Source organism: Quadrisphaera sp. INWT6, from assembly GCF_015390235.1.
Lineage (GTDB): Bacteria > Actinomycetota > Actinomycetes > Actinomycetales > Quadrisphaeraceae > Quadrisphaera.
The window spans coordinates 33,668-52,603 of the sequence record NZ_VUOH01000005.1 but is presented as its reverse complement, the minus strand read 5'-3'; the positions used below and the strand labels follow the sequence as shown (position 1 = coordinate 52,603).

Here is an 18,936-nt window from a genome sequence, read left to right as displayed (position 1 = left end):
CACGTGAGCGCCACACCGCCGGCGGCTGCGAGGCGGTGGTGGCGCTCAGGCGCGTGATCGTCGCGGGGAGGGGGTGGGGTCAGTGGGCGCTGAGGTGGCCCGCGAGGCGGCCGTGCATGTCGGCGCTGGCCTCGTTGAGCCCCTCGATGCGCAGCCGCTTGCCGCGCGAGGCGTACTTGGCCTCCACGGCGTCGAGCGCGGCCACGGTGGACGCGTCCCACACGTGCGAGCCCGACAGGTCGACGACGACGTCGGCCGGGTCGTCGCCGTAGGAGAACTGCGAGACGAGGTCGTTGCTGGACGCGAAGAACAGCGCCCCCTCCACCCGGTACCGGGCCGTGCGCCCGTCGTCCTCCAGCGCGCGGGTCACCGTCACCAGGTGGGCCACGCGGCGGGCGAAGAGCAGCGCCGCGACCACGACGCCCACGAGGACGCCGATCGCGAGGTTGTGCGTGGCCACCACGACGGCGACGGTCACGACCATCACCGCCGTCTCGGAGCGGGGCATGCGGCGCAGGGTCGAGGGGCGCACCGAGCGCCAGTCGAAGGTGGCCACCGAGACCATCACCATCACGGCGGCCAGCACCGCCATCGGGATGGTGGCGACCACGTCGCCCAGCCCCACCACGAGGACCAGGAGCAGGGCGCCGGCGAGGAACGTCGACAGCCGGGTGCGGGCCCCGGAGCGGACGTTGATCATCGTCTGGCCGATCATCGCGCAGCCGCCCATGCCGCCGAAGGCGCCGGTGACGAGGTTCGCGACACCCTGGCCCCACGCCTCGCGGCCCTTGCGGGAGGGGGTGTCGGTGATCTCGTCGACCAGCTTGGCGGTCATCAGCGACTCGAGCAGGCCGACCATGGCGATGCCGAGGGCGTAGGGGGCGATGATCCGCAGGGTGTCCCAGGTGGCGGGGACGTCGGGCCAGAACAGCGACGGGAGGCTCTCGGGCAGGGCGCCCTGGTCGCCGACGTCGGGCAGGGCCAGGCTCGCCAGCGCCGTCGCCGCGGTCAGGACCACGATGGCGACGAGCGGTGCGGGCACCGCCGTGGTCACGCGGGGCAGGAGGACCATGATGAGGATCGCGACGGCGGCCGTGGGGTAGACCGCCCACGGCACGCCCACGAAGTACGGCACCTGCGCGACGAAGATGAGGATCGCGAGCGCGTTGACGAAGCCCGTCATCACGCTGCGCGGCACGAAGCGCATCAGCCTCGCCACGCCCAGCACGCCGAGCACCACCTGCACGGCACCCCCGAGCAGCACCGCGGCGACCAGGTGGTCGTACCCGTGCTCGCGGACCAGGGGGGCGACGACGAGCGCGACCGCCCCGGTGGCCGCGCTGATCATCGCGGGACGGCCGCCGACGACCGCGATGGTGACGGCCATCGTGAAGGCGGAGAACAGCCCGACCCGCGGGTCGACCCCGGCGATGATCGAGAAGGAGATCGCCTCGGGGATCAGTGCCAGGGCCACCACCAGGCCCGCCAGGACCTCCGTGCGGAGCACGCGCGGCGACAGCCAGGCCGGCCGACGGGTCCTGCGCGGCGCACGACCCGTCGCGTCGCCGGGCCGGGCGAGGGTGGAGGAGCTCACGAGCACGAGATCCTACCTTGACGTTGCGTAAACCCTGAACGCCTCAGGTCGCGGTCAGCCGGCGTCCTGCGCCGCGATGGCCCCGTCGAGCAGCTCGCGGAAGTGCGCCTCGTCGAGGGGGCGCACCAGCTCGCCGTCCAGGAAGTACGTGGGCGTGCCGGCGACGCCGAGCGCCACGCCGTCCTCGAAGTCCTTGCGCACCCGGGCCTCGGTGGCCGGGTCGGCGACGGCGGCGTCGTAGGCGGCGAGGTCGAGGCCCAGGTCGGCGGCGAAGGCGCGGAACAGCGCCGTCTGCGGCTCCTTCGAGCCGCCCCACTGGTCGTGGGTGCTCCACAGGAGGTCGGCCATCTCCTCGAAGGCGCCCTGCTGGGCGGCGGCCTCGACGGCGATCGCGGCGTGCGTCGAGCTGACGTGCCCCGGCAGCGGGAAGTACCGCACCACGAAGTCGACCTGGCCGGCGTAGTCGCGGCGCAGCTGCTCGACGAAGGGGTGGGCACCGCGGCAGCGGCTGCACTCGAAGTCGACGAACTCCACCAGCTGCACGGTCTCGGCCGCGGCCGTGCTGGCCCCGAACCCGGTGGCGGTCCCCCCGACGGCGTCGGGCGCCGGGGTGAGGCGGTGGCTGTCCCAGCGCACCAGCACCGGGGCGCCCGTGGCGAGGGTCGACCCGCCGACGAAGGCGACCGAGAGGACGCTCGCGACGGTGGTGCTCGCCACGAGGAGCCCGAGCTTGCTCGAGCGGGACAGGGGCCTGCGTCTGGTCATGCGTGCACCCCGTGCTCGTGGTCTGCGTGGCTGGCGGGCTCCACCTGGAAGGTGGAGTGGGTGATGCTGACGGGGAAGTGCCCGCGGACGCAGGCCTGGAGCTGGTCGAGGACCTCGGGGACGTGCCCGTCCACGAAGCAGGAGTCGTCGAGCACCACGTGCGCCGTGAGCACCGGCAGGCCGCTGGTGATCTGCGTGGCGTGGAGGTCGTGGACGGCGAGGACGTGCGGCTGCTCCAGCAGGTGCTCGCGCACGGCCGTGAGGTCGAGGCCCTTCGGCACCGACTCCAGCAGCACGTCGGTGGCCTCGCGCAGCAGCAGCAGGGTGCGCGGCACGATCAGCACCCCGATGAGCAGGGACACGACGGCGTCGGCGCGGGTCCACCCGGTCAGCGCGATGACGCCGGCCGCCACGAGCACCGCGACCGAGCCGAGCGCGTCGTTGACCACCTCGAGGACGGCGGCGCGGCGGTTCATCCCCATCGGCGCGGGGGCGTGCTCGGCGTCGTCGTGGGCGCCGTGCTCGTCGTGGTCGGCGTGCTGGTGCGCCCGCGGGCGCTCGGGGCGCGTGAGCACCCACAGGGCCAGCGCGTTGCCGACGAGGCCGACGGCGCCGAACACCAGCATCCCCGAGGAGGCCACGTCGGGCGGGTCGAGCAGGCGCCGCACCCCCTCGACGGCGATGAGGACGCCGACGGCGAGCAGCAGCGCCGCCTGCAGCACCGCGGCGAGGACCTCGGCGCGCCCGAGGCCCCAGGTCCGGGCGGCGGTGGCGGGGCGCAGGGCCAGGCTGCTGGCGAGCAGCGCCACCCCGAGGCCGGCGGCGTCGGTGAGCATGTGGCCGGCGTCGGCCAGGAGCGCCAGCGAGCCGGTGACGAGGCCGCCGACCACGCCGCTGACGAGCACCACGAGGGTGATGCCCAGAGCGAGCGCCAGCCGGCGCCGGTCGCCGCCGGCGCCGTGGGAGTGCCCGTGCCCGTGGCTCACGAGCCCACCGCCTGCAGCAGGTCGTCCAGGGCGTGGCCCACGGCCTCGTCGGCCAGCTCGTAGCGCACGCGGCGGCCCTCGGGCGCGGTGGTGACCAGGCCGCAGCCCCGCAGGCACGCGAGGTGGTTCGACAGGTTCTGCCGCGTGGTGCCGAGCCGGTCGGCCAGGTCCGCCGGGTACCCGGGGGCGTCGCGCAGCGCCAGCAGCAGCCGGGCGCGCGTCGGGTCGGACAGGGCGTGGCCGAAGCGGGCGAGCGCCTCCGCGGAGGTGGCGGTGGCGGCGGCTGCGGGCACACCAGGACCATACAGCCACGGGTGAACCGTCGGCACCCTCCGCAGGTCCGGGGCGTCGGATCGGCCCCCGCACCTGGCGGCCCGCGGGCGCGCCTGACAGCCTGGCGGCAGACACCCGGCAGACCAGGCCGGGAGCCGCAGACGGAGGAACGACGCAGTGACGCACGCCACCCCGCCCGCCACCACCGACCAGGGCCAGGCGCCCGTCGCCGGGGTCCCCGACCGCAACCTCGCGCTGGAGCTCGTCCGCGCGACCGAGGCCGCCGCCATCCGCGCGGTCCCCTTCATCGGCAAGGGCGACAAGATCGCCGTCGACAGGGCCGCGGTCGACGCGATGCGCGCCTTCCTCGCCACCGTCTCCTTCGACGGCGTCGTCGTCATCGGCGAGGGCGAGAAGGACGAGGCGCCGATGCTCTTCAACGGCGAGAAGGTCGGCAACGGCGAGGGGCCCGCGTGCGACGTCGCGGTCGACCCCGTCGACGGCACCTCGATGGCCGCCGCCGGCCGCCAGAACGCGCTGTCGGTCATCGCCGTCTCCGACCGCGGCGCCATGCTCGACGCCTCGTCCGTCTTCTACATGGACAAGCTCGTCACCGGGCCCGAGGGCCGCGGCGTCGTCGACATCCGCAAGCCCGTCGGCGAGAACATCCGCGCCCTGGCCGGAGCGCTGGGCAAGCAGCCGGAGGAGGTCGTCGTGGCCATCCTCGACCGGCCCCGCCACGAGGACCTGGTCCGGCAGATCCGCGAGGCCGGCGCCGGGACGCGCCTGCTGCTCGACGGCGACGTCGCCGGCGGCATCAACGCCGCGCGCCCCGGCACCCGCATCGACATGTGCGTCGGCATCGGCGGCAGCCCCGAGGGCGTCACCACCGCGTGCGCCGTCAAGGCCCTCGGCGGGTTCATGCAGGGCGTGCTCGCCCCGAAGGACGACGCCGAGCGCGAGCGCGGCCTGGCCGCCGGCCTGCGCATGGACCACGTCTACGAGGTCGACGACCTGGTGGCCGGCGAGAACGCCTTCTTCGTGGCCACCGGCGTCACCGACAGCGGTCTGCTCGAGGGCGTCCGCCACATCGACGGCATCATCCGCACCGAGTCGATCGTGCTGCGCACCAAGTCGGGCACGGTGCGCCGCGTCATCGCCGAGCACCCCGCGTCGAAGTGGCTCTGACCGCCTGAGGCCGCCCGGCCGCCGCGGGGCCGCCGCGTCCCCCTCGAACCGCACGCTCCGCGGAGGGTGCGGTTCGGGAGGGGGGGCCGGAGCGCACTCTCCGCGGGAAGTGCGCTCGGAGGGGGTGTCACGGGCCCGCCGGCTCCGAGGTCCGAGGAGCGGCTCCGGGCAGGGCGAGCTCGAGCGCGTGCTCGTGCACGTGGTCGAGCGCCTGCTGCGCCGCCCCCAGCGCCACCGCGTCGGGTCCCAGCAGCGACGTCGCCACGCGCGGCACGGGGGCGTCGAGCATGAGCGGCAGCTGCTGCTCTACCACCGAGACGACCGGCCCCAGGTCGGGGGCGAGCTGCCCGGTGAGCACCACCAGCTCGGGGTCGAGCAGGCCGCCGGCGGTCGCGACGATGCGCGCCAGGTGCCTCCCCGCCCGCGCGGTGATGGCGGTGGCCGCCGCGCCGCCGGTCGCAGCGCTCCGCAGCACCGCTCGCGCCGCGGCGAGGTCGGCCTCGGGGTCGCCGCTGCCGGGCTCGGCGTCGGCGGCGGGGTCTCCCGGCGGCGGGGCGTCGACGCCGTGGCTGGCCCAGTGGGCCAGGAGCGGCGCGAGACCGACGGGTGCCCCCACGTCGGAGACGAGGTCGAGCCAGCGCATCTCGCCGCCGCGGCCGTAGCGGCCGCGCACGAGCGCCCCGCCGGAGACCACGCCGGCGCCGAAGCCGCCGTCGACCAGGAGGCTGATGTGGTCGCTGCTGCCGGCGGCGGCCCCCCGGCGGCCCTCGGCGAGGGCGGCGAGGTCGGCGTCGTTGGCGATGGCGACGGGGCAGCCGAGCAGGCCGTGGAGGTGCCCCGCCAGCCCCGCGTCCATGGCCAGCCAGAACCGGTTGCTGGTCACCTCCATGCGGCCCGAGGCCGCCACGGGGGCGGGCAGGGCCGCCGTGCAGGCGAGCACCTCGCCGGGAGCGGCCTCGGCGACGGCGAGCGCGGCCTCCACGACGCGCGCCGCGACCGACCGCCGGTGCTCCGCGGTGCGCCGCACCGGCGCCTCGGCGCGGCCCAGCACCTGGCCGCGCAGGTCGGTGACCAGCGCGGTGACGCGCGCGGTGCCGGCGTCGACGCCGACGACCACCGCAGCCCGGGCGCGCAGGCCGTAGCGCCGGGCGGGGCGACCCCGCTCGTAGCTGCCGTGGGCGCGCTGGTCGGCCAGCTCCTCGACCCACCCGGCGGCGATCAGGTCGGCGCAGACGTCGTGGACGGTCGCGCGGGTCAGCCCGGTGGTGGCGATGAGGTCGCTGCCGGTGACCGGCTCCCCGGCCCAGACGGCCTCGAGCACCGCCGTGGTGGAGGCGCGGCGCAGCGCCCTCGTCGAGGTCACGGGCTGTGACCTCGGCCGGCCGACGCGCACGGCCCTTGACTCTACGGCGGTCACGGTGCCACTCTCTCCCGACTTCCTATAGATCGTCAATCAAATACCCCCGACCCGGGGGCCAGGCACGAAGGGGTGCTCGTGGACGGACCTCCCCGCGGCGGCATCAGCCGCCGCTCGCTGCTCAAGATCGCCGGTCTGGGGGCGGCGGCCGGCGCGCTGCCGCTGTCGCTGTCCGGCTGCGCCGGGGCCGGCGGCTCGAGCGGGACGACGTCGCTGCGGTGGCTCGCCAACAAGCCCGAGGTGCTGGCGGCTTTCGACGAGCTCGCGGCCCAGTACAACGCCAGCCAGAGCGCGGTGACGATCGCTCACGACGGCACCCAGGCGTCGATCGTGCCCCAGTTCGTGCGCGGGGCCCCGCCGGACGTCGCCTGCTACAACTACAACCTCGAGACGTCGAACTACGTGCGCGGCGGCGTCCTGGAGGACCTCGCGCCGCTGCCCGAGGCCAAGACGATCAACCCCGCCTACCAGGACCTGGTCACCCAGTACGCGGACTTCGAGGGGCAGACCAGCGTGCTCCCGTGGTCGGTCACCGCGGCGGGTGTCATCTACAACGTGGAGCTCTTCGCCGACAACGGCGTCGAGGTGCCCACCACCTACGCCGAGCTGACCGCCGCGTGCCAGAAGTTCCAGGCCGCCGGGGTGACGCCGATCTACACGACGGCGGCCGCCACGTGGAGCCTGCTCCAGGGCATCTGGGACTACGCGACCGGCAGCGGCGCGGACGTGCCGGCGTTCTTCGAGGAGAAGCTCGCCGCGGATGCCGGCCAGGGCCCGACCTTCCTGGAGACGTTCTCGAAGCCGTGGAGCGACGCCATCGCCCTGCGCACCTACTTCAACCCCGACTTCCCCTCCCGCCAGTACGCGGACGGGAACCTCGCGATGGGTCAGGGCAAGGTCGCCATGTACCTGCAGGGCCCGTGGGCCCTGGGGGAGATCGCCAAGACGGACCCCGATCTCGAGCTGGGCACCTTCTCCCTGCCCATGACGGAGGACCCCGACGACCGCGCGGTGCGCGTCAACCTCGACCTCGCGCTCTGGGTGCCCACCGCCAGCCGGAGCGTCGGCGACGCGAAGGCCTTCGTCCAGTGGCTCATGCAGCCCGACATCTGCAACGGCTACAACCAGCAGAACCTCGCCTTCTCGCCCATCCAGGGAGCAACCGGAACCACCGATCCGCGCACCGCGGGCCTGGCGCCGTACCTCGAGGCCGGAGCGATCTACCAGGGAGCAGGGACCTTCGTGCCGAACACCATCCCGCTGGCCAACTACATCCAGGGCGCACTGGTCGACGGCGACGCTGAGGGGATGCTCCGCACCCTCGACGCCGACTGGGACCGCCTCGCCAAGCGGTCGGCCCTCTCATGAGCGCTGACGCCCCGGTGCGCACCGGGACCACCCCACCCGCCGCGCCGCCGCCCACGCGCCGGTCGAAGAGCCGGGTCGACACGGCCTTCTACGTGATGCTCCTGCCGGCGCTGGCGCTGTTCACGGTGCTCATCGTCGGACCGGCTCTCGCCGGCATGTTCTTCTCGGTGACGAACTACGTCGGCTACGGCGAGTACTCGTTCATCGGGCTGAACAACTTCCTGGTGCTCTTCACCGACCCGCGGATCCTCACCTCGTACGGCTTCACGATCGGCTTCTCGATCGTGACCGTGCTGCTGGTGAACGCGCTCGGCCTGCTCCTGGCGGTCGGCCTGAACGCGAAGATCCGCTTCAAGACGGCGCTGCGCGGCGTGTTCTTCGTGCCGATGGTCGTGTCCGGCATCGTCATCGCCTACGTCTTCAACTACATCTTCTCGAACTCGCTGCCGGCGGTCTTCACCTCGCTCGGCATCGACGCGTGGGGCACGAGCATCCTGGCGAACCCCAGCTGGGCGTGGGTCGGCGTCGTCATCGTCACCGCGTGGCAGGCGATCCCGTCGGCGCTGATCATCTACCTCGCCGGACTCCTGGCCATCCCCGAGGAGGTCTACGAGGCCTCCTCGCTCGACGGGGCCAGCCCGTGGCGCCAGTTCACGGCGATCACGCTGCCGCTGGTGGCGGGCTACGTCGTGATCAACACCGTGCTCGGCTTCAAGAACTTCCTCAACGCCTACGACATCATCGTCGGCCTGACCGACGGCGGGCCCGGGACGTCGACGTACTCGGTGGCCATGACCATCTTCACCGGCTTCCAGACCGGTGACTACGCGTACCAGATGGCGAACGCCGTCGTCTTCTTCGTCATCACCGTGCTCATCTCGCTCGCGCAGCTGCGCCTCATCAACGGCAGGGGGGTGTCGCTCTGATGGCCGTCTCACTCGACCCGGCGACCGCGGAGGCTGCGGCGCGAGGAGCGCGCCGCAGCGGTCAGCGCCACGACGCGGTGGGGTCCGGCGAGTCCCGCCGTGCCCGCCGCCGCAGCTGGCTGGTCACGGGGGGGCTTCTCCTGTGCGGCCTGTCCGTGCTCCTGCCGCTCTACCTCACCGTGGTGATGGCCTTCAAGACGCCGACGCAGTCGGTGGACGGCAACGGCTTCTCCCTGCCCGCGCCGTTCAACCCCGGCAGCTTCGCCCAGGCCTGGAACCTCGTGGGCTTCCCCCGCGCGTTCGTCATCTCCCTGCTGATCGCGGTGGTCAGCGTCGCCGGGGCGATCGTCCTGTCCTCACTGGCCTCGTACGCGATCATGCGCAACTGGGACCGCAAGCTCTTCCGGTACAGCTACTTCTACCTGCTCGGGGCGATGTTCATCCCCTTCCCGGTGATCGCGCTGCCGCAGGTCAAGCTGACCGCGTCGCTGGGGATCGACAACCCCGTGGGCGTCGCGGTGCTCCACGTCATGTTCCAGCTGTCGTTCAGCGTGCTCCTCTACACCGCGTTCCTGCGCTCCATCCCCGGCGAGCTGGAGGAGAGCGCCCGGATCGACGGCGCCACCACGTGGCAGGTGTTCTGGAAGCTGATCTTCCCGCTGCTGGCGCCCATGAACGCGACGGTCGGCATCTTCGCCTTCCTCGCAGCCTGGAACGACTACATGATGCCGGCGCTCATCACCTCTGACGCGAGCATGCAGACGATCCCCGTCGTCCAGAAGCTGTTCCAGACCTCGTTCTCCACCGACTACAACGTCGCGTTCGCGAGCTACCTCATGGCGATGGCGCCGACGATCATCGTGTACGTCCTCGCCCAGCGGTGGGTCATGTCCGGCGTCACGCGGGGTGCCATCAAGTGACCTCCCCGCGCCACCGCTCCACCGCTCGTCACGACGGGCACCCTGGCGCCACCACCCCGTGGTGGCGCCAGGCCGTCGTCTACCAGGTCTACCCCCGGTCCTTCGCGGACGCGGACGGTGACGGCCTGGGCGACCTGCGCGGCGTCACGTCCCGGGTGTCCTACCTCGCCGACCTGGGCGTCGACGCCGTGTGGCTGTCGCCGTTCTACCCCTCGGCGCTGGCCGACGGCGGGTACGACGTCGACGACCACCGCGACGTCGACCCGAAGCTCGGCACCCTGGCCGACTTCGACGAGATGACGGCGGCGCTGCACGCCGCGGGCCTCCGAGTCGTCGTCGACATCGTCCCGAACCACACCTCCGACCGGCACCGCTGGTTCCGCGAGGCGCTCGCCTCCCCCCGGGGCTCGGCCGCCCGCGGGCGCTACGTCTTCCGCGACGGGCGCGACGGCCCGGCCGGGCCCATGAGCGAGCCGCCGTCGTCCTGGAGGTCGCTGTTCGGCGGCTCGGCGTGGGAGCCCGTCGGCGACGGCCAGTGGTACCTGCACGCGTTCGCCCGGGAGCAGCCCGACCTGGAGTGGTCGAACCGCGAGGTCCGCGACGACTTCCTCCAGACGCTGGGGTTCTGGGCCGACCGCGGCGTCGACGGCTTCCGCGTCGACGTCGCCCACGGGCTCGTGCGCGACGTCGACAACAACCTCCACGTCGACTTCGCCACCACGCACACGGGGGCGGTGGACGACGGCAGCCACCCGCTGTGGGACCGCGACGAGCTGGTGGACGTCTACCGGGAGTGGCGCCAGCTCTTCGACACCTACGACCCGCCGCTCGCCGCGGTGGCCGAGGCCTCGGTGCACCCCTCCCGGCGCTGGCGCTACTCCGACCCGTCCTCGCTGGGACAGGCCTTCACGTTCGACCTCTTCGAGGCCGCGTGGGACGCCGCCGAGCTGCGCCGCGGCGTCGAGCTGGGCCTGGAGCAGCTCGAGGTGGGCGCCTCGTGCACCTGGACGCTCGCCAACCACGACTGCGTGCGCGCCGCCAGCCGCTACGGCCTGCCGCCCGACCACGAGCAGCGCTCCCACCCGGCCTCCAAGGCGTGGGTGACCCGCCACGGCGCCAGCCCCGAGCTGGACGCCCCGCTGGGCCTGGCCCGCGCCCGCGCGGGGGTGCTGCTGGAGCTGGCCCTGCCCGGCTCGACCTACCTCTACCAGGGTGAGGAGCTGGGCCTGCGGGAGGTGCCCGACCTGCCCCCCGAGGTGCTCCAGGACCCGATGGCGTTCCGGTCCGAGGGGGCGGAGAAGGGTCGTGACGGCTGCCGGGTGCCGCTGCCCTGGACGCCCACGGGCCCGTCGTTCGGCTTCGGCCCCGACGACCTCGAGGGCGGCGCTGCACCGTCACCGCCGCACCTGCCCCAGCCGGCCTGGTTCGCCGGGGCGTCGGTGGCGGTCCAGGAGGCCGACCCCACCTCGGCGCTGCACCTGCACCGGCACGCCCTGCGCGTGCGGCGCGACGTGCTCGGCCCGGAGGAGCTGACCTGGGAGGAGGCCCCCGAGGGGGTGCTCCACTGGTCGCGCCCCGCCGGCCCGCCGCAGGGCGGCGGCGGAGGCGAGGAGGGCGGCCGGTGGCACTGCGTCGTCAACGCCGGTGGCGCCGACGGGTCCGGAGCCGTGGTGCCCCTGCCGGCCGGCCGGCTCCTGCTGACGAGCGGGCCGCTCGACGACGCCGGCCACCTGCCGCCCTCGACCACCGCCTGGGTGCTCGTCCCCTGACCCCCCGCGGGGGTGTCAGGGGGCCGGGGGCCGGCGGGCCCAGCGGGGTGCGCGCTCGGGGCGCGCCCCGACCCCCACCGCGTACGCCGGCACCACCGCCAGCCACGGCAGCCGTCGCAGCAGGGCGACGACGGCGCGCGGCGGGCCCGCCCGCCGCCCGGCGAGCACCGGCGCGAGCACCCGCTGGTGCGCCGCGTGCTGGGCCACCTGCACCAGCGCCGCGGGGAGGGCCCGCCGCCGCTGCACCCGCGCGAGGTGGGCCCGCCGCACGCGCCCCTCGCGCAGCGGGCGCGCCAGCACGCGGGCGGCTGCGACGGCGTCCTGCACCGCCAGGTTGATGCCCACGCCGCCCACCGGTGACATCGCGTGGGCGGCGTCGCCGAGGCACAGCAGGCCCTCGCGGTGCCACAGCGGCAGGCGCGAGAGCCGCACGTCGAGCACGGAGACGTCGTCCATCGACCGGATCGCGCCCGGGTCGAGCGCCGTGCCGGCCCTGTCGGGCAGCAGCTCGGCGACGTCGCGGCGGAACGCCTCGACGCCCCGGGCCCTCAGCGCCGCGTCCGCGCCCTTCGGGCCCAGGTAGGCGATCTGCAGGTACCGGCCCTCGTCGGTGCGGCGGGGGATGACGACGAGCGCCCTCCCCGGCGCGGTGACGGGCAGGAGGCGCGCGTCGGCGTCGTCGTCGGGCAACGGCAGGCGGAACCACCACACGTCGAAGGGGACCGGCCGCTCCCGGAGGGCGAGCTCGGCCGCGCCCCGCGCCGTCGACCAGCGCCCGTCGCACGCGACCACCAGGTCGGCCTCCAGCTCACCGGTGGCCCCGCTGCCGTCGGTGCTGGTCCAGCGCACGCCGGTGACGCGGCTGCCGGTGGGCGTCTCGCGGGCCGGGCCGGTGAGCAGCCCGGTGACCCGGGTGCTGCGGCGCAGGGTGAAGGTCGGCTCCTCCTGCGCCGCGGTGGCCAGCAGGTCGAGCAGGTCCCACTGGGGCACCAGGGCGATGCGGGGGTGGCGCAGCACCGGCAGCACCCCGCCGAGCAGCCGCCCGAGCCGGTCGAGGTCGGCGACGACGACGTCGTCCGCACCGACCAGCTCGACGGTGCGCACCGCGGTCTGGGGGAGGGCGTCGAACCGCTCGCAGAGGCCCAGGTCGTCGAGGAGGGCCAGCGTGCTGGGGTGCACCGTGTCGCCGCGGAAGTCGCGGCGGAAGTCGGCGTGCGCCTCGAGCACGGTGACCTCGACGCCCGCCCTCGCGAGCAGCAGGCCGAGCACCACGCCCGCCGGTCCGCCCCCGACGACGGCGCAGGTGGTCCGCTCCGCAGCGCTCACCGCGCCAGGGTGGCCTCCCGGGGCGCCCGGGGTCCAGCGCTGTTCGGGAAGCCCAAGATCACGGGGGGTCGGGGGTCAGTGCCGGGGGGACGTCACCGAGTCGGCGGCGATCGTGAGCACCAGGCGGGTCCGCCGCCGTCGAACCGCGGGTAGGGGCGCCCGAGGTACTTCATCGAGAGCGCGTCGATGCCCTCCTCGCCGCCCTCGTGCGTGGCCCGCACCACCCGGCCGCGGACCTGGAAGAAGCTGAAGACGTCGTCGGGGTCGACCACGTTCACGGCCACGCGGGGGTCGCGCGCCACGTTGCGGGCCTTCTGCATGCCGTCGACGACGTTGATGACGACGTTCTCGCCGTCGGTGTCGACCCAGGTCTCGGTGAGCTGGGGGGACCCGTCGGGCATCAGCGTGGCCACGAAGCACGGCGCCGGACGGCGCAGCAGGTCGATCAGGGCCGGGGGGAGCGGGGTCGGCACCGGCCATCGTGCGCCGCCGGCGCCGCGGGCGCCCGCCGTGGTGCAGGGTGGTGGCGGAGACCGGGAGGATCACGTGGTAGACGGATCGCGCACGACGGATATTCTCGGCGACATGCCCATCAAGCAGACCGTGCCGTTCGTCGTCGACGCCGAGGGGACCGGCGTCGCCCAGCGCCTCGTGGCCGCCGGCGAGCACGAGCACGTCTTCTCCACCGACAGCCTCCCCTCCTTCGGCGGCGAGGACGCCGCCCCCAGCCCGCTGAGCTACCTGCTGGGCGCGCTGACCAGCTGCAACCAGGTCACCGGGAGCCTCGTGGCCTCCGGCCTGGGCATCGAGGTCGGCCGCTGGTCGTTCCACATCCAGGGCGACCTCGACCCGTCGGTCATCGCCGGCGGCGCCGAGGGCAACGCCAACTTCGACAAGGTGGCCGTGCAGGTCTCGGTCGAGACCGACGCCACCGAGGAGCAGTTCGCCACCTTCTCCTCCGAGACCGAGCGCCGCTGCCCCGTGACGCAGATGTTCAAGCGCAGCGGCCTGGCCTACACCAGCGACTGGAAGCGCCTGCCCCTGTCCTGACCGCGCCGAGCCGGTGGGGGCGCGCGGGCACGCCGACCTTGACGGTGTGATCGCGCGCCCCCTACCGTCACCTCCACCATCCAGAGCGGCCGAGAGACGTGGCTCGTCGACGCCGCAGCAACCAGCGCTCCCTCGCGGGCAGCGCCAGGTGCTTCCGCCACGCCGATGGAGGAGCACCGTGAACCGCCGCCCGGACCCCGCCCTGCCTCGCCTCGTGCGACGCCTCCACATCGACCTCGCCCTCGCGGCCACCGGTGGCTGTCGGCGCTGACCAGCGCCCCGCCCACCCCGCCACCCCGCGCCCCCTCCAGCACCGCAGCGCCGCTGCGGTCACCCGGGCGCACCCCCGAGAGGTCTCCCCGTGGTCGACTCCACCCTCGCCCTGCCCCGCCCCTCCCACGCCGTGCGACCGGTGCAGCCCGCGCTGCCCGGTCCCGCCCCGCACCCCGCGGCGCGCGCGGCAGCCGGTCCGCACCGGGGCTTCAGCACCCAGCAGGTGCACGGCGGTGACGACCCCCGCGACGCCCGCGACCACGGCCACGGCGCCCGCGTGGCCCCGCTGCACCTGAGCGCGGGCTTCCGGTTCGACGACGCCGAGGACGCCGCGGCGCGCTTCTCCGGCGACGGCGGCGGGTACGTCTACTCGCGCGTCGGCAACCCGACCACCGCGGCGCTCGAGCGGCGCCTCGCGGTGCTGGAGGGCGGCACGGAGGCGGTCGTCGTCGGGTCGGGGCAGGCGGCGGTCACCACCGCGCTGCTCGGGCTGCTGCGGGCCGGAGACCACCTCCTCGCCTCGGCGAACCTCTACGAGGGGTCCCGCGGCCTGTTCCGGGAGAACTTCGCCGCGCTCGGCATCGACGTCGACTTCGTGGACGACGCCGCCGACCCGCGCGCCTGGCGCGCGCTGCTGCGGCCGACGACGCGCGCGCTCTTCGCCGAGAGCATCTCGAACCCCCTCAACGAGGTGCTGGACATCGCCTCGGTCGCGGCGGTCGCCCACCGCAGGGGCCTGCCGCTGGTGGTCGACAACACCCTGGCCACCCCGTACCTCCTGCGGCCGCTGGAGCACGGCGCCGACGTCGTCGTCCACTCGGCCAGCAAGTTCCTCGCCGGTCACGGCACCGCCCTGGGAGGGGTCGTCGTCGTGGGAGAGGGCTTCGAGCCCGGCCTCGGGCCGTGGGGTGGCTCGACCACGGGCGAGTCGCTGTTCCCGCTGCTCACCGACCCCTCCGACCTGCTGGGCGGCCGCAGCTGGCACGACGTCCACGGCGCCCGGGCCTACGTCGAGCGCACCCGGCACGTCGTCGCCGCCCGCTTCGGTCCGGTGCTGTCGCCCTTCAGCGCCTTCCTCGTCACGCAGGGCGTCGAGACGCTGTCGCTGCGGATGGCGCAGCACTGCCGGTCCGCCGCGCTGCTCGCCGGCTGGCTGGAGCGGCAGCCGGAGGTGGCGCAGGTGCACCACGCGAGCCTGGCCTCCAGCCCGTCCGCGGAGCGCGCCCGCCGCTACCTGCCGCGCGGCTCCGGCGCGGTGGTCGCGGTGACCCTGCACGGGGGCTGGCCCGCCGCGAAGGCGCTCATCGAGGAGCTCGAGGTGTTCACGCACATGACGCACCTGGGCGACGTGCGCTCCCTGGTGGTGCACCCCGCGTCGACCACGCACGCGCACCGCGACCCCGCCGACCTCGACCGCTCCGGCATCACCGCCGGCACCGTGCGCCTCAGCGTCGGCATCGAGGACGTCGAGGACCTGCAGGCCGACCTGGCCCGCGGCCTCGCCGCCGCCGCGCTGGCGACCGCCGCGGCAGCCGCGACCTCGGCGACCGCGGCGACCGGCGCCAGGGCGGAGGGCGCCGCGTGAGCCGCCAGCAGCACGTCGGGTACTTCTTCTCCCGCGGCTTCGGGCCGCAGGGCTGGGGGCGCCCCGACCACCGCTGGGGCTGGGACTGGCGCCGCCCGGAGGTCTACCAGCAGGCGGTCCGCGAGCTGGAGCAGGCGGGCGTCGACCTGCTCGTCGTCGAGGACGCGGTCTCCCTGGGCAGCCCGGAGACCCTCGACCTGCGCGTGCGCGGCGCCTACGGCGGCCCCAAGCTCGACCCGCTCCTGCTCGCGCCGTACCTGTTCGCCGCCACCCGGCGCCTCGCCGTCGTCCCCACCGTGAACGCCGGGATCACGCCGCCCTACCTCGCGGCGCGCCAGGCGGCCACGCTCCAGCACCTCTCCGGCGGGCGGTTCGGCCTCAACGTGGTCACCGACACCGGCAGCGCCAGGCACGTGAGCGGGGCTCCGCCGCTGGACCACGACGCCGCCTACGACCGCGCCGACGAGTGGACCTCGCTGCTGCGCGACCTGTGGCGCTCGTGGGATGACGGCGCCCTCCTCGCCACCGACGGCCACTCCCCGACGGGGCGCTACGCCGACGGCACGCGCATCTCCGCGCACCACCACCGGGGCACCTACTTCGACGTGACCGGACCGCTCAACGCGCCGCCGTTCGACGGCGGCCGCGACGGCGAGCCCCTCGTCGTCTCCCCGGGGGGCTCGCCGCGGGGGATCGCCTTCGCGGGCGCCCACTCGGACGTCCAGCTGGCCTACGCCCCGCTCGACGTCGCCAGCGTCCGCTCCTACCGCGAGAAGGTGCGCGCGGCAGCGGTCGCTGCGGGCCGCAGCCCCGACGCCGTCAAGGTGCTGTTCTGGGTCAAGGCCGAGGTGGTGGCCAGCCGCGAGGAGGCCGAGCGCGTGGTCGCCGCCTCGCGGCACCCCACCGACGCCGACCTGCTCGCCGTCGCCGCCGCGTGGTCGAGCGACCTCGAGACCGACCTGACCCTGCACGACCTCGACCGCCCGCTGCCCCCCGAGGCCTTCGGGCAGCACGTCTCCCGCGGCACCCTCAAGGGCCTGTTCGCGGGCGTCGGCGAGCCGGGCTCCACGCCGCTGCGCGAGGTGCTCACCCGGCGCTCCCGCAAGGGGCTCGTCTCGAAGGGCGAGGGCCTGGTCGGCACCGCCGAGCAGGTCGCCGACCTGGTCCAGGAGCTGGGCGACGACGCCGGCAGCGATGGGGTGCTGCTCTCGGGAGACCTGCACCCCGTGACGCTGCACCGCCTCCTCGACGACCTGGTCCCCGAGCTGCGGCGGCGCGGCGTGCTGCGCACCGACCCGGGCCCCGGCGCCGGCGACGGCGGGGCCCGCGCGAACCTCTTCGGCTCCTGACCGCGCCGCCCCACCCCGCGACGACCACGCACCTGCGCCCCACCCGCGACGACCACGCGCAGGTGCGTGGACGTCAGGGGGCGAGGGGTCAGGCGCGCTCGGCCAGGAAGGCCGCGCGGCTCTCGACGCCGGTGTCGGGGGCGTCGGTGAAGACGCCGTCGACCCCCGCGCGCCAGAAGGCCGCCAGCTCGGCGTCGGCCAGGCCGTGCGCCGCGGGGTCGGTCCCGAGGTCGAGCTCGGCCGGCAGGTACTCGTTCTCCGGGCGGAACGTGTAGGGCACCACCAGCAGGCCGACGGCGTGCGCGTCGGTGACCAGCGACGTCGGCTCGCCGAGCGTGGCGTCGGCGGCGAGGGGGATCACCTGCGCCTTGTCCGGGCCGAGCACGTCCGCGTACCCGGCGACGTCGGCCAGGCCGGCGGGGCTGACGACGTCGGCCCAGGTGCGCGGGTCGCCCGCGGCCACGAGGTCCGCGGGCGCCCCGGTGGGGGAGGTCAGCTGCACGAGGGGGACGTCGACCTCGCCGTCCAGCTCGCGCAGGTTCGCCGTCTCGAACGACTGCACCGCCGCCGGTGCGCCGGCGCCGTCGAGGCCGTGCTCGCGCAGCGCGGCGACCACGGCCTCCTCCATCGACAGGCCGAGGGAGTCGAAGTACGTGCCGTGCTTGATCTCGGGGATGACGCCGACCTCGCGCCCCAGCTCGGCCGAGAGGCGCTCGCGCAGCTGCAGCACCTCCTCGAAGGTCGGGACCTCGTAGGCGCCGTCGTAGGGGGTGTTGCGCTGGCGCAGCTCGGGCACGCGCTCCACGGCGCGCAGGGTCTTGAGCTCGGCGAGGGTGAGGTCCTCGGTGAACCACCCGGTGTAGGAGGTGCCGTCGATCGTCTTGGTGGTCTTCCGGTCGGCCAGCTCGGGGTGGTCGGCCACGTCGGTGGTGCCGGAGATCTCCGGCTCGTGCCGGTCGACCAGGACGCCGTCGGCGGTCATCACCAGGTCGGGCTCGATCATGTCCGCGCCCATCCGCGCGGCCAGCTCGTAGGCGGCGAGGGTGTGCTCGGGGCGGTAGGCGCTGGCGCCGCGGTGGCCGACGACCAGCAGCTCGTCGGTCAGCGCCGCGGGCGCTCCGGGCGCTCCCGGGGCTGCGGGCGCCGCGAGGGCCGCCGGGGCGGACGCCACGAGCGAGCCGGCGGTGAGGACGACGGCGGTGGCGGCTGCTGCGGTGCGGGGGAGGGGCACGGCTGCTCCTGTGCTCGGGGGGCCGGTGGGCCCGGTGGGCTCGCGGTCGACCGGGGTGTTCCCCGCCGGGGCCGGGTCCACGCCTGCGTCCGGGTGCACAGCGCGTGGCGCTCAGGTGACGGGCACCGCGTGCCGATGCTCCCGAGGAGTGAGCCAGCCCCCGCAGGAGGACCCGTGATCAGCGTCATCGTCGTCGAGGACGACGACGTGTCCCGCGAGCTCGTCGCCTCGCGGCTGCAGCGCGCCGGGCACGACGTCCGCGCCGCGCGCTCGGCGCCCGAGGCGCGGCGGATGATGGCCGACCTGGTCCCCGACGTGCTGGTCAGCGACATGTTCATGCCTGGCGGCAGCGGGCTGGGCCTCGTGGCCGACCTGCGCTCGGACCCTCCCACCGCCGACCTGCCGGTGGTCTTCCTCTCCGGGCGGGCGCTGCCCGCCGACGTCGAGGCGGGCCTCGCCCTCGGGTCGACGTACCTGCGCAAGCCCTTCGCCGTCAGCGCGCTGCTCGACGCCGTCTCCGAGGCCGCCGGCTCGCGGGGGTCGGCGCTGGAGGCCGCCGTGCGGCGGCGCCTGGCCGAGCTGGGCGACCTCGACGAGCCCGAGGAGCGCGCCCTGTTCGCCCAGCTGCTCACGAGCTTCGCCGAGCAGCTGCCCGCGGGCACCGGGACGCTGACGACCGCGGTCCGCACCCGCGACGCGGCCGAGGTCGAGGCCGTCGCCCACCGCCTGGCCGGAGGCGCCGCCAACCTGGGCGCCGCGCGCGTGTCGCTCCTGCTGCGCGAGCTGGAGGGCGCGGCCGCCCGCGGCCAGCGGCTCCGCGACGCCGACCTCCAGCCGCTGCGCGCCGAGGCGGCCCTCGTGACCGCCGTCCTGCTGCGGGTGGCGCGCGACCTGGCCTGACGACCGCCGCTCCGGG

16 protein-coding genes, 1 pseudogene and 1 riboswitch are annotated in these 18,936 nt (G+C 74.9%); of the genes and pseudogenes, 9 read left to right on the top strand and 8 right to left on the bottom strand.

Annotated elements, in window-relative coordinates:
- Positions 1 to 79: 79 nt before the first annotated feature.
- Genes F1641_RS15150 through F1641_RS23405 form a run of 4 tightly spaced genes read right to left on the bottom strand, consistent with a single transcriptional unit; the run spans position 80 to position 3,638 of the window.
- On the bottom strand, positions 80 to 1,594 hold the full coding sequence (locus F1641_RS15150; RefSeq protein WP_194907047.1) for a SulP family inorganic anion transporter: 1,515 nt from the start codon (positions 1,592 to 1,594) through the stop codon (positions 80 to 82).
- Between the two features lie 54 nt (positions 1,595 to 1,648).
- Complete coding sequence (locus F1641_RS15145; protein ID WP_194907045.1) at positions 1,649 to 2,359, bottom strand: thioredoxin domain-containing protein; 711 nt, start codon at positions 2,357 to 2,359, stop codon at positions 1,649 to 1,651.
- The gene (locus F1641_RS15140; protein WP_194907043.1) at positions 2,356 to 3,345 is read right to left on the bottom strand and encodes a cation diffusion facilitator family transporter; all 990 of its coding nucleotides are present in this window, start codon (positions 3,343 to 3,345) and stop codon (positions 2,356 to 2,358) included. Before F1641_RS15140 ends, F1641_RS15145 begins: the two co-directional genes overlap by 4 nt.
- Positions 3,342 to 3,638 carry a helix-turn-helix transcriptional regulator gene (locus F1641_RS23405; protein WP_194907041.1) on the bottom strand — a complete coding sequence of 99 codons (297 nt, stop codon included), beginning with the start codon at positions 3,636 to 3,638 and terminating at the stop codon, positions 3,342 to 3,344. Before F1641_RS23405 ends, F1641_RS15140 begins: the two co-directional genes overlap by 4 nt.
- 157 nt (positions 3,639 to 3,795) lie before the next feature.
- Between F1641_RS23405 and glpX the strand changes: the two genes are divergently transcribed.
- Positions 3,796 to 4,806, top strand: a complete 1,011-nt coding sequence (gene glpX, locus F1641_RS15130; protein WP_194907039.1) for a class II fructose-bisphosphatase — start codon at positions 3,796 to 3,798, stop codon at positions 4,804 to 4,806.
- Between the two features lie 127 nt (positions 4,807 to 4,933).
- On the opposite strand, the gene F1641_RS15125 is transcribed toward glpX, so the two are convergent.
- The gene (locus F1641_RS15125) at positions 4,934 to 6,169 is read right to left on the bottom strand and encodes an ROK family transcriptional regulator (protein WP_194907037.1); all 1,236 of its coding nucleotides are present in this window, start codon (positions 6,167 to 6,169) and stop codon (positions 4,934 to 4,936) included.
- A 132-nt stretch (positions 6,170 to 6,301) separates the two neighbouring features.
- Here F1641_RS15125 and F1641_RS15120 point away from each other — a divergent pair, with 132 nt between their 5' ends.
- Genes F1641_RS15120 through F1641_RS15105 form a run of 4 tightly spaced genes read left to right on the top strand, consistent with a single transcriptional unit; the run spans position 6,302 to position 11,206 of the window.
- A complete protein-coding gene (locus F1641_RS15120) occupies positions 6,302 to 7,591 on the top strand; it encodes an extracellular solute-binding protein (RefSeq protein ID WP_206691289.1) in 1,290 nt (429 codons plus the stop codon).
- Positions 7,588 to 8,517, top strand: coding sequence for a carbohydrate ABC transporter permease (locus F1641_RS15115; protein WP_194907034.1), 930 nt, complete (start codon positions 7,588 to 7,590; stop codon positions 8,515 to 8,517). Before F1641_RS15120 ends, F1641_RS15115 begins: the two co-directional genes overlap by 4 nt.
- Positions 8,517 to 9,437 (top strand): carbohydrate ABC transporter permease, encoded by a 921-nt coding sequence (locus tag F1641_RS15110; protein ID WP_194907032.1) that lies wholly within the window; start codon positions 8,517 to 8,519, stop codon positions 9,435 to 9,437. Before F1641_RS15115 ends, F1641_RS15110 begins: the two co-directional genes overlap by 1 nt.
- Positions 9,434 to 11,206 (top strand): glycoside hydrolase family 13 protein, encoded by a 1,773-nt coding sequence (locus tag F1641_RS15105; protein WP_194907031.1) that lies wholly within the window; start codon positions 9,434 to 9,436, stop codon positions 11,204 to 11,206. Before F1641_RS15110 ends, F1641_RS15105 begins: the two co-directional genes overlap by 4 nt.
- A 15-nt stretch (positions 11,207 to 11,221) precedes the next feature.
- Here F1641_RS15105 and F1641_RS15100 read toward each other — a convergent pair whose 3' ends face one another.
- Positions 11,222 to 12,532, bottom strand: a complete 1,311-nt coding sequence (locus F1641_RS15100) for an FAD-dependent oxidoreductase (RefSeq protein WP_194907029.1) — start codon at positions 12,530 to 12,532, stop codon at positions 11,222 to 11,224.
- Positions 12,533 to 12,607: 75 nt separating this feature from the next.
- A pseudogene (locus tag F1641_RS15095) lies at positions 12,608 to 13,005 on the bottom strand (TIGR03618 family F420-dependent PPOX class oxidoreductase).
- Between the two features lie 73 nt (positions 13,006 to 13,078).
- Here F1641_RS15095 and F1641_RS15090 point away from each other — a divergent pair.
- The 3 genes from F1641_RS15090 to F1641_RS15080 all read left to right on the top strand — a co-directional run bounded on the left by F1641_RS15090 (position 13,079) and on the right by F1641_RS15080 (position 16,789).
- Positions 13,079 to 13,582 (top strand): OsmC family protein, encoded by a 504-nt coding sequence (locus F1641_RS15090; protein WP_309225637.1) that lies wholly within the window; start codon positions 13,079 to 13,081, stop codon positions 13,580 to 13,582.
- Between the two features lie 73 nt (positions 13,583 to 13,655).
- Positions 13,656 to 13,754: riboswitch (SAM riboswitch) on the top strand.
- 189 nt (positions 13,755 to 13,943) lie between these two features.
- Positions 13,944 to 15,440: an aminotransferase class I/II-fold pyridoxal phosphate-dependent enzyme gene (locus F1641_RS15085; RefSeq protein ID WP_309225636.1), complete on the top strand. Its 1,497-nt coding sequence runs from the start codon at positions 13,944 to 13,946 to the stop codon at positions 15,438 to 15,440.
- Entirely contained in the window at positions 15,437 to 16,789 is a 1,353-nt protein-coding gene (locus F1641_RS15080; RefSeq protein WP_194907027.1) for an LLM class flavin-dependent oxidoreductase, read from the top strand. The genes F1641_RS15085 and F1641_RS15080 overlap by 4 nt, the downstream gene beginning before the upstream one ends.
- 88 nt (positions 16,790 to 16,877) lie before the next feature.
- Here F1641_RS15080 and F1641_RS15075 read toward each other — a convergent pair whose 3' ends face one another.
- Positions 16,878 to 18,020 (bottom strand): glycerophosphodiester phosphodiesterase, encoded by a 1,143-nt coding sequence (locus F1641_RS15075; protein ID WP_194907024.1) that lies wholly within the window; start codon positions 18,018 to 18,020, stop codon positions 16,878 to 16,880.
- 174 nt (positions 18,021 to 18,194) lie between these two features.
- Here F1641_RS15075 and F1641_RS15070 point away from each other — a divergent pair, with 174 nt between their 5' ends.
- Positions 18,195 to 18,920, top strand: coding sequence for a response regulator (locus tag F1641_RS15070; protein ID WP_194907022.1), 726 nt, complete (start codon positions 18,195 to 18,197; stop codon positions 18,918 to 18,920).
- The last annotated feature ends 16 nt before the right edge of the window (positions 18,921 to 18,936 follow it).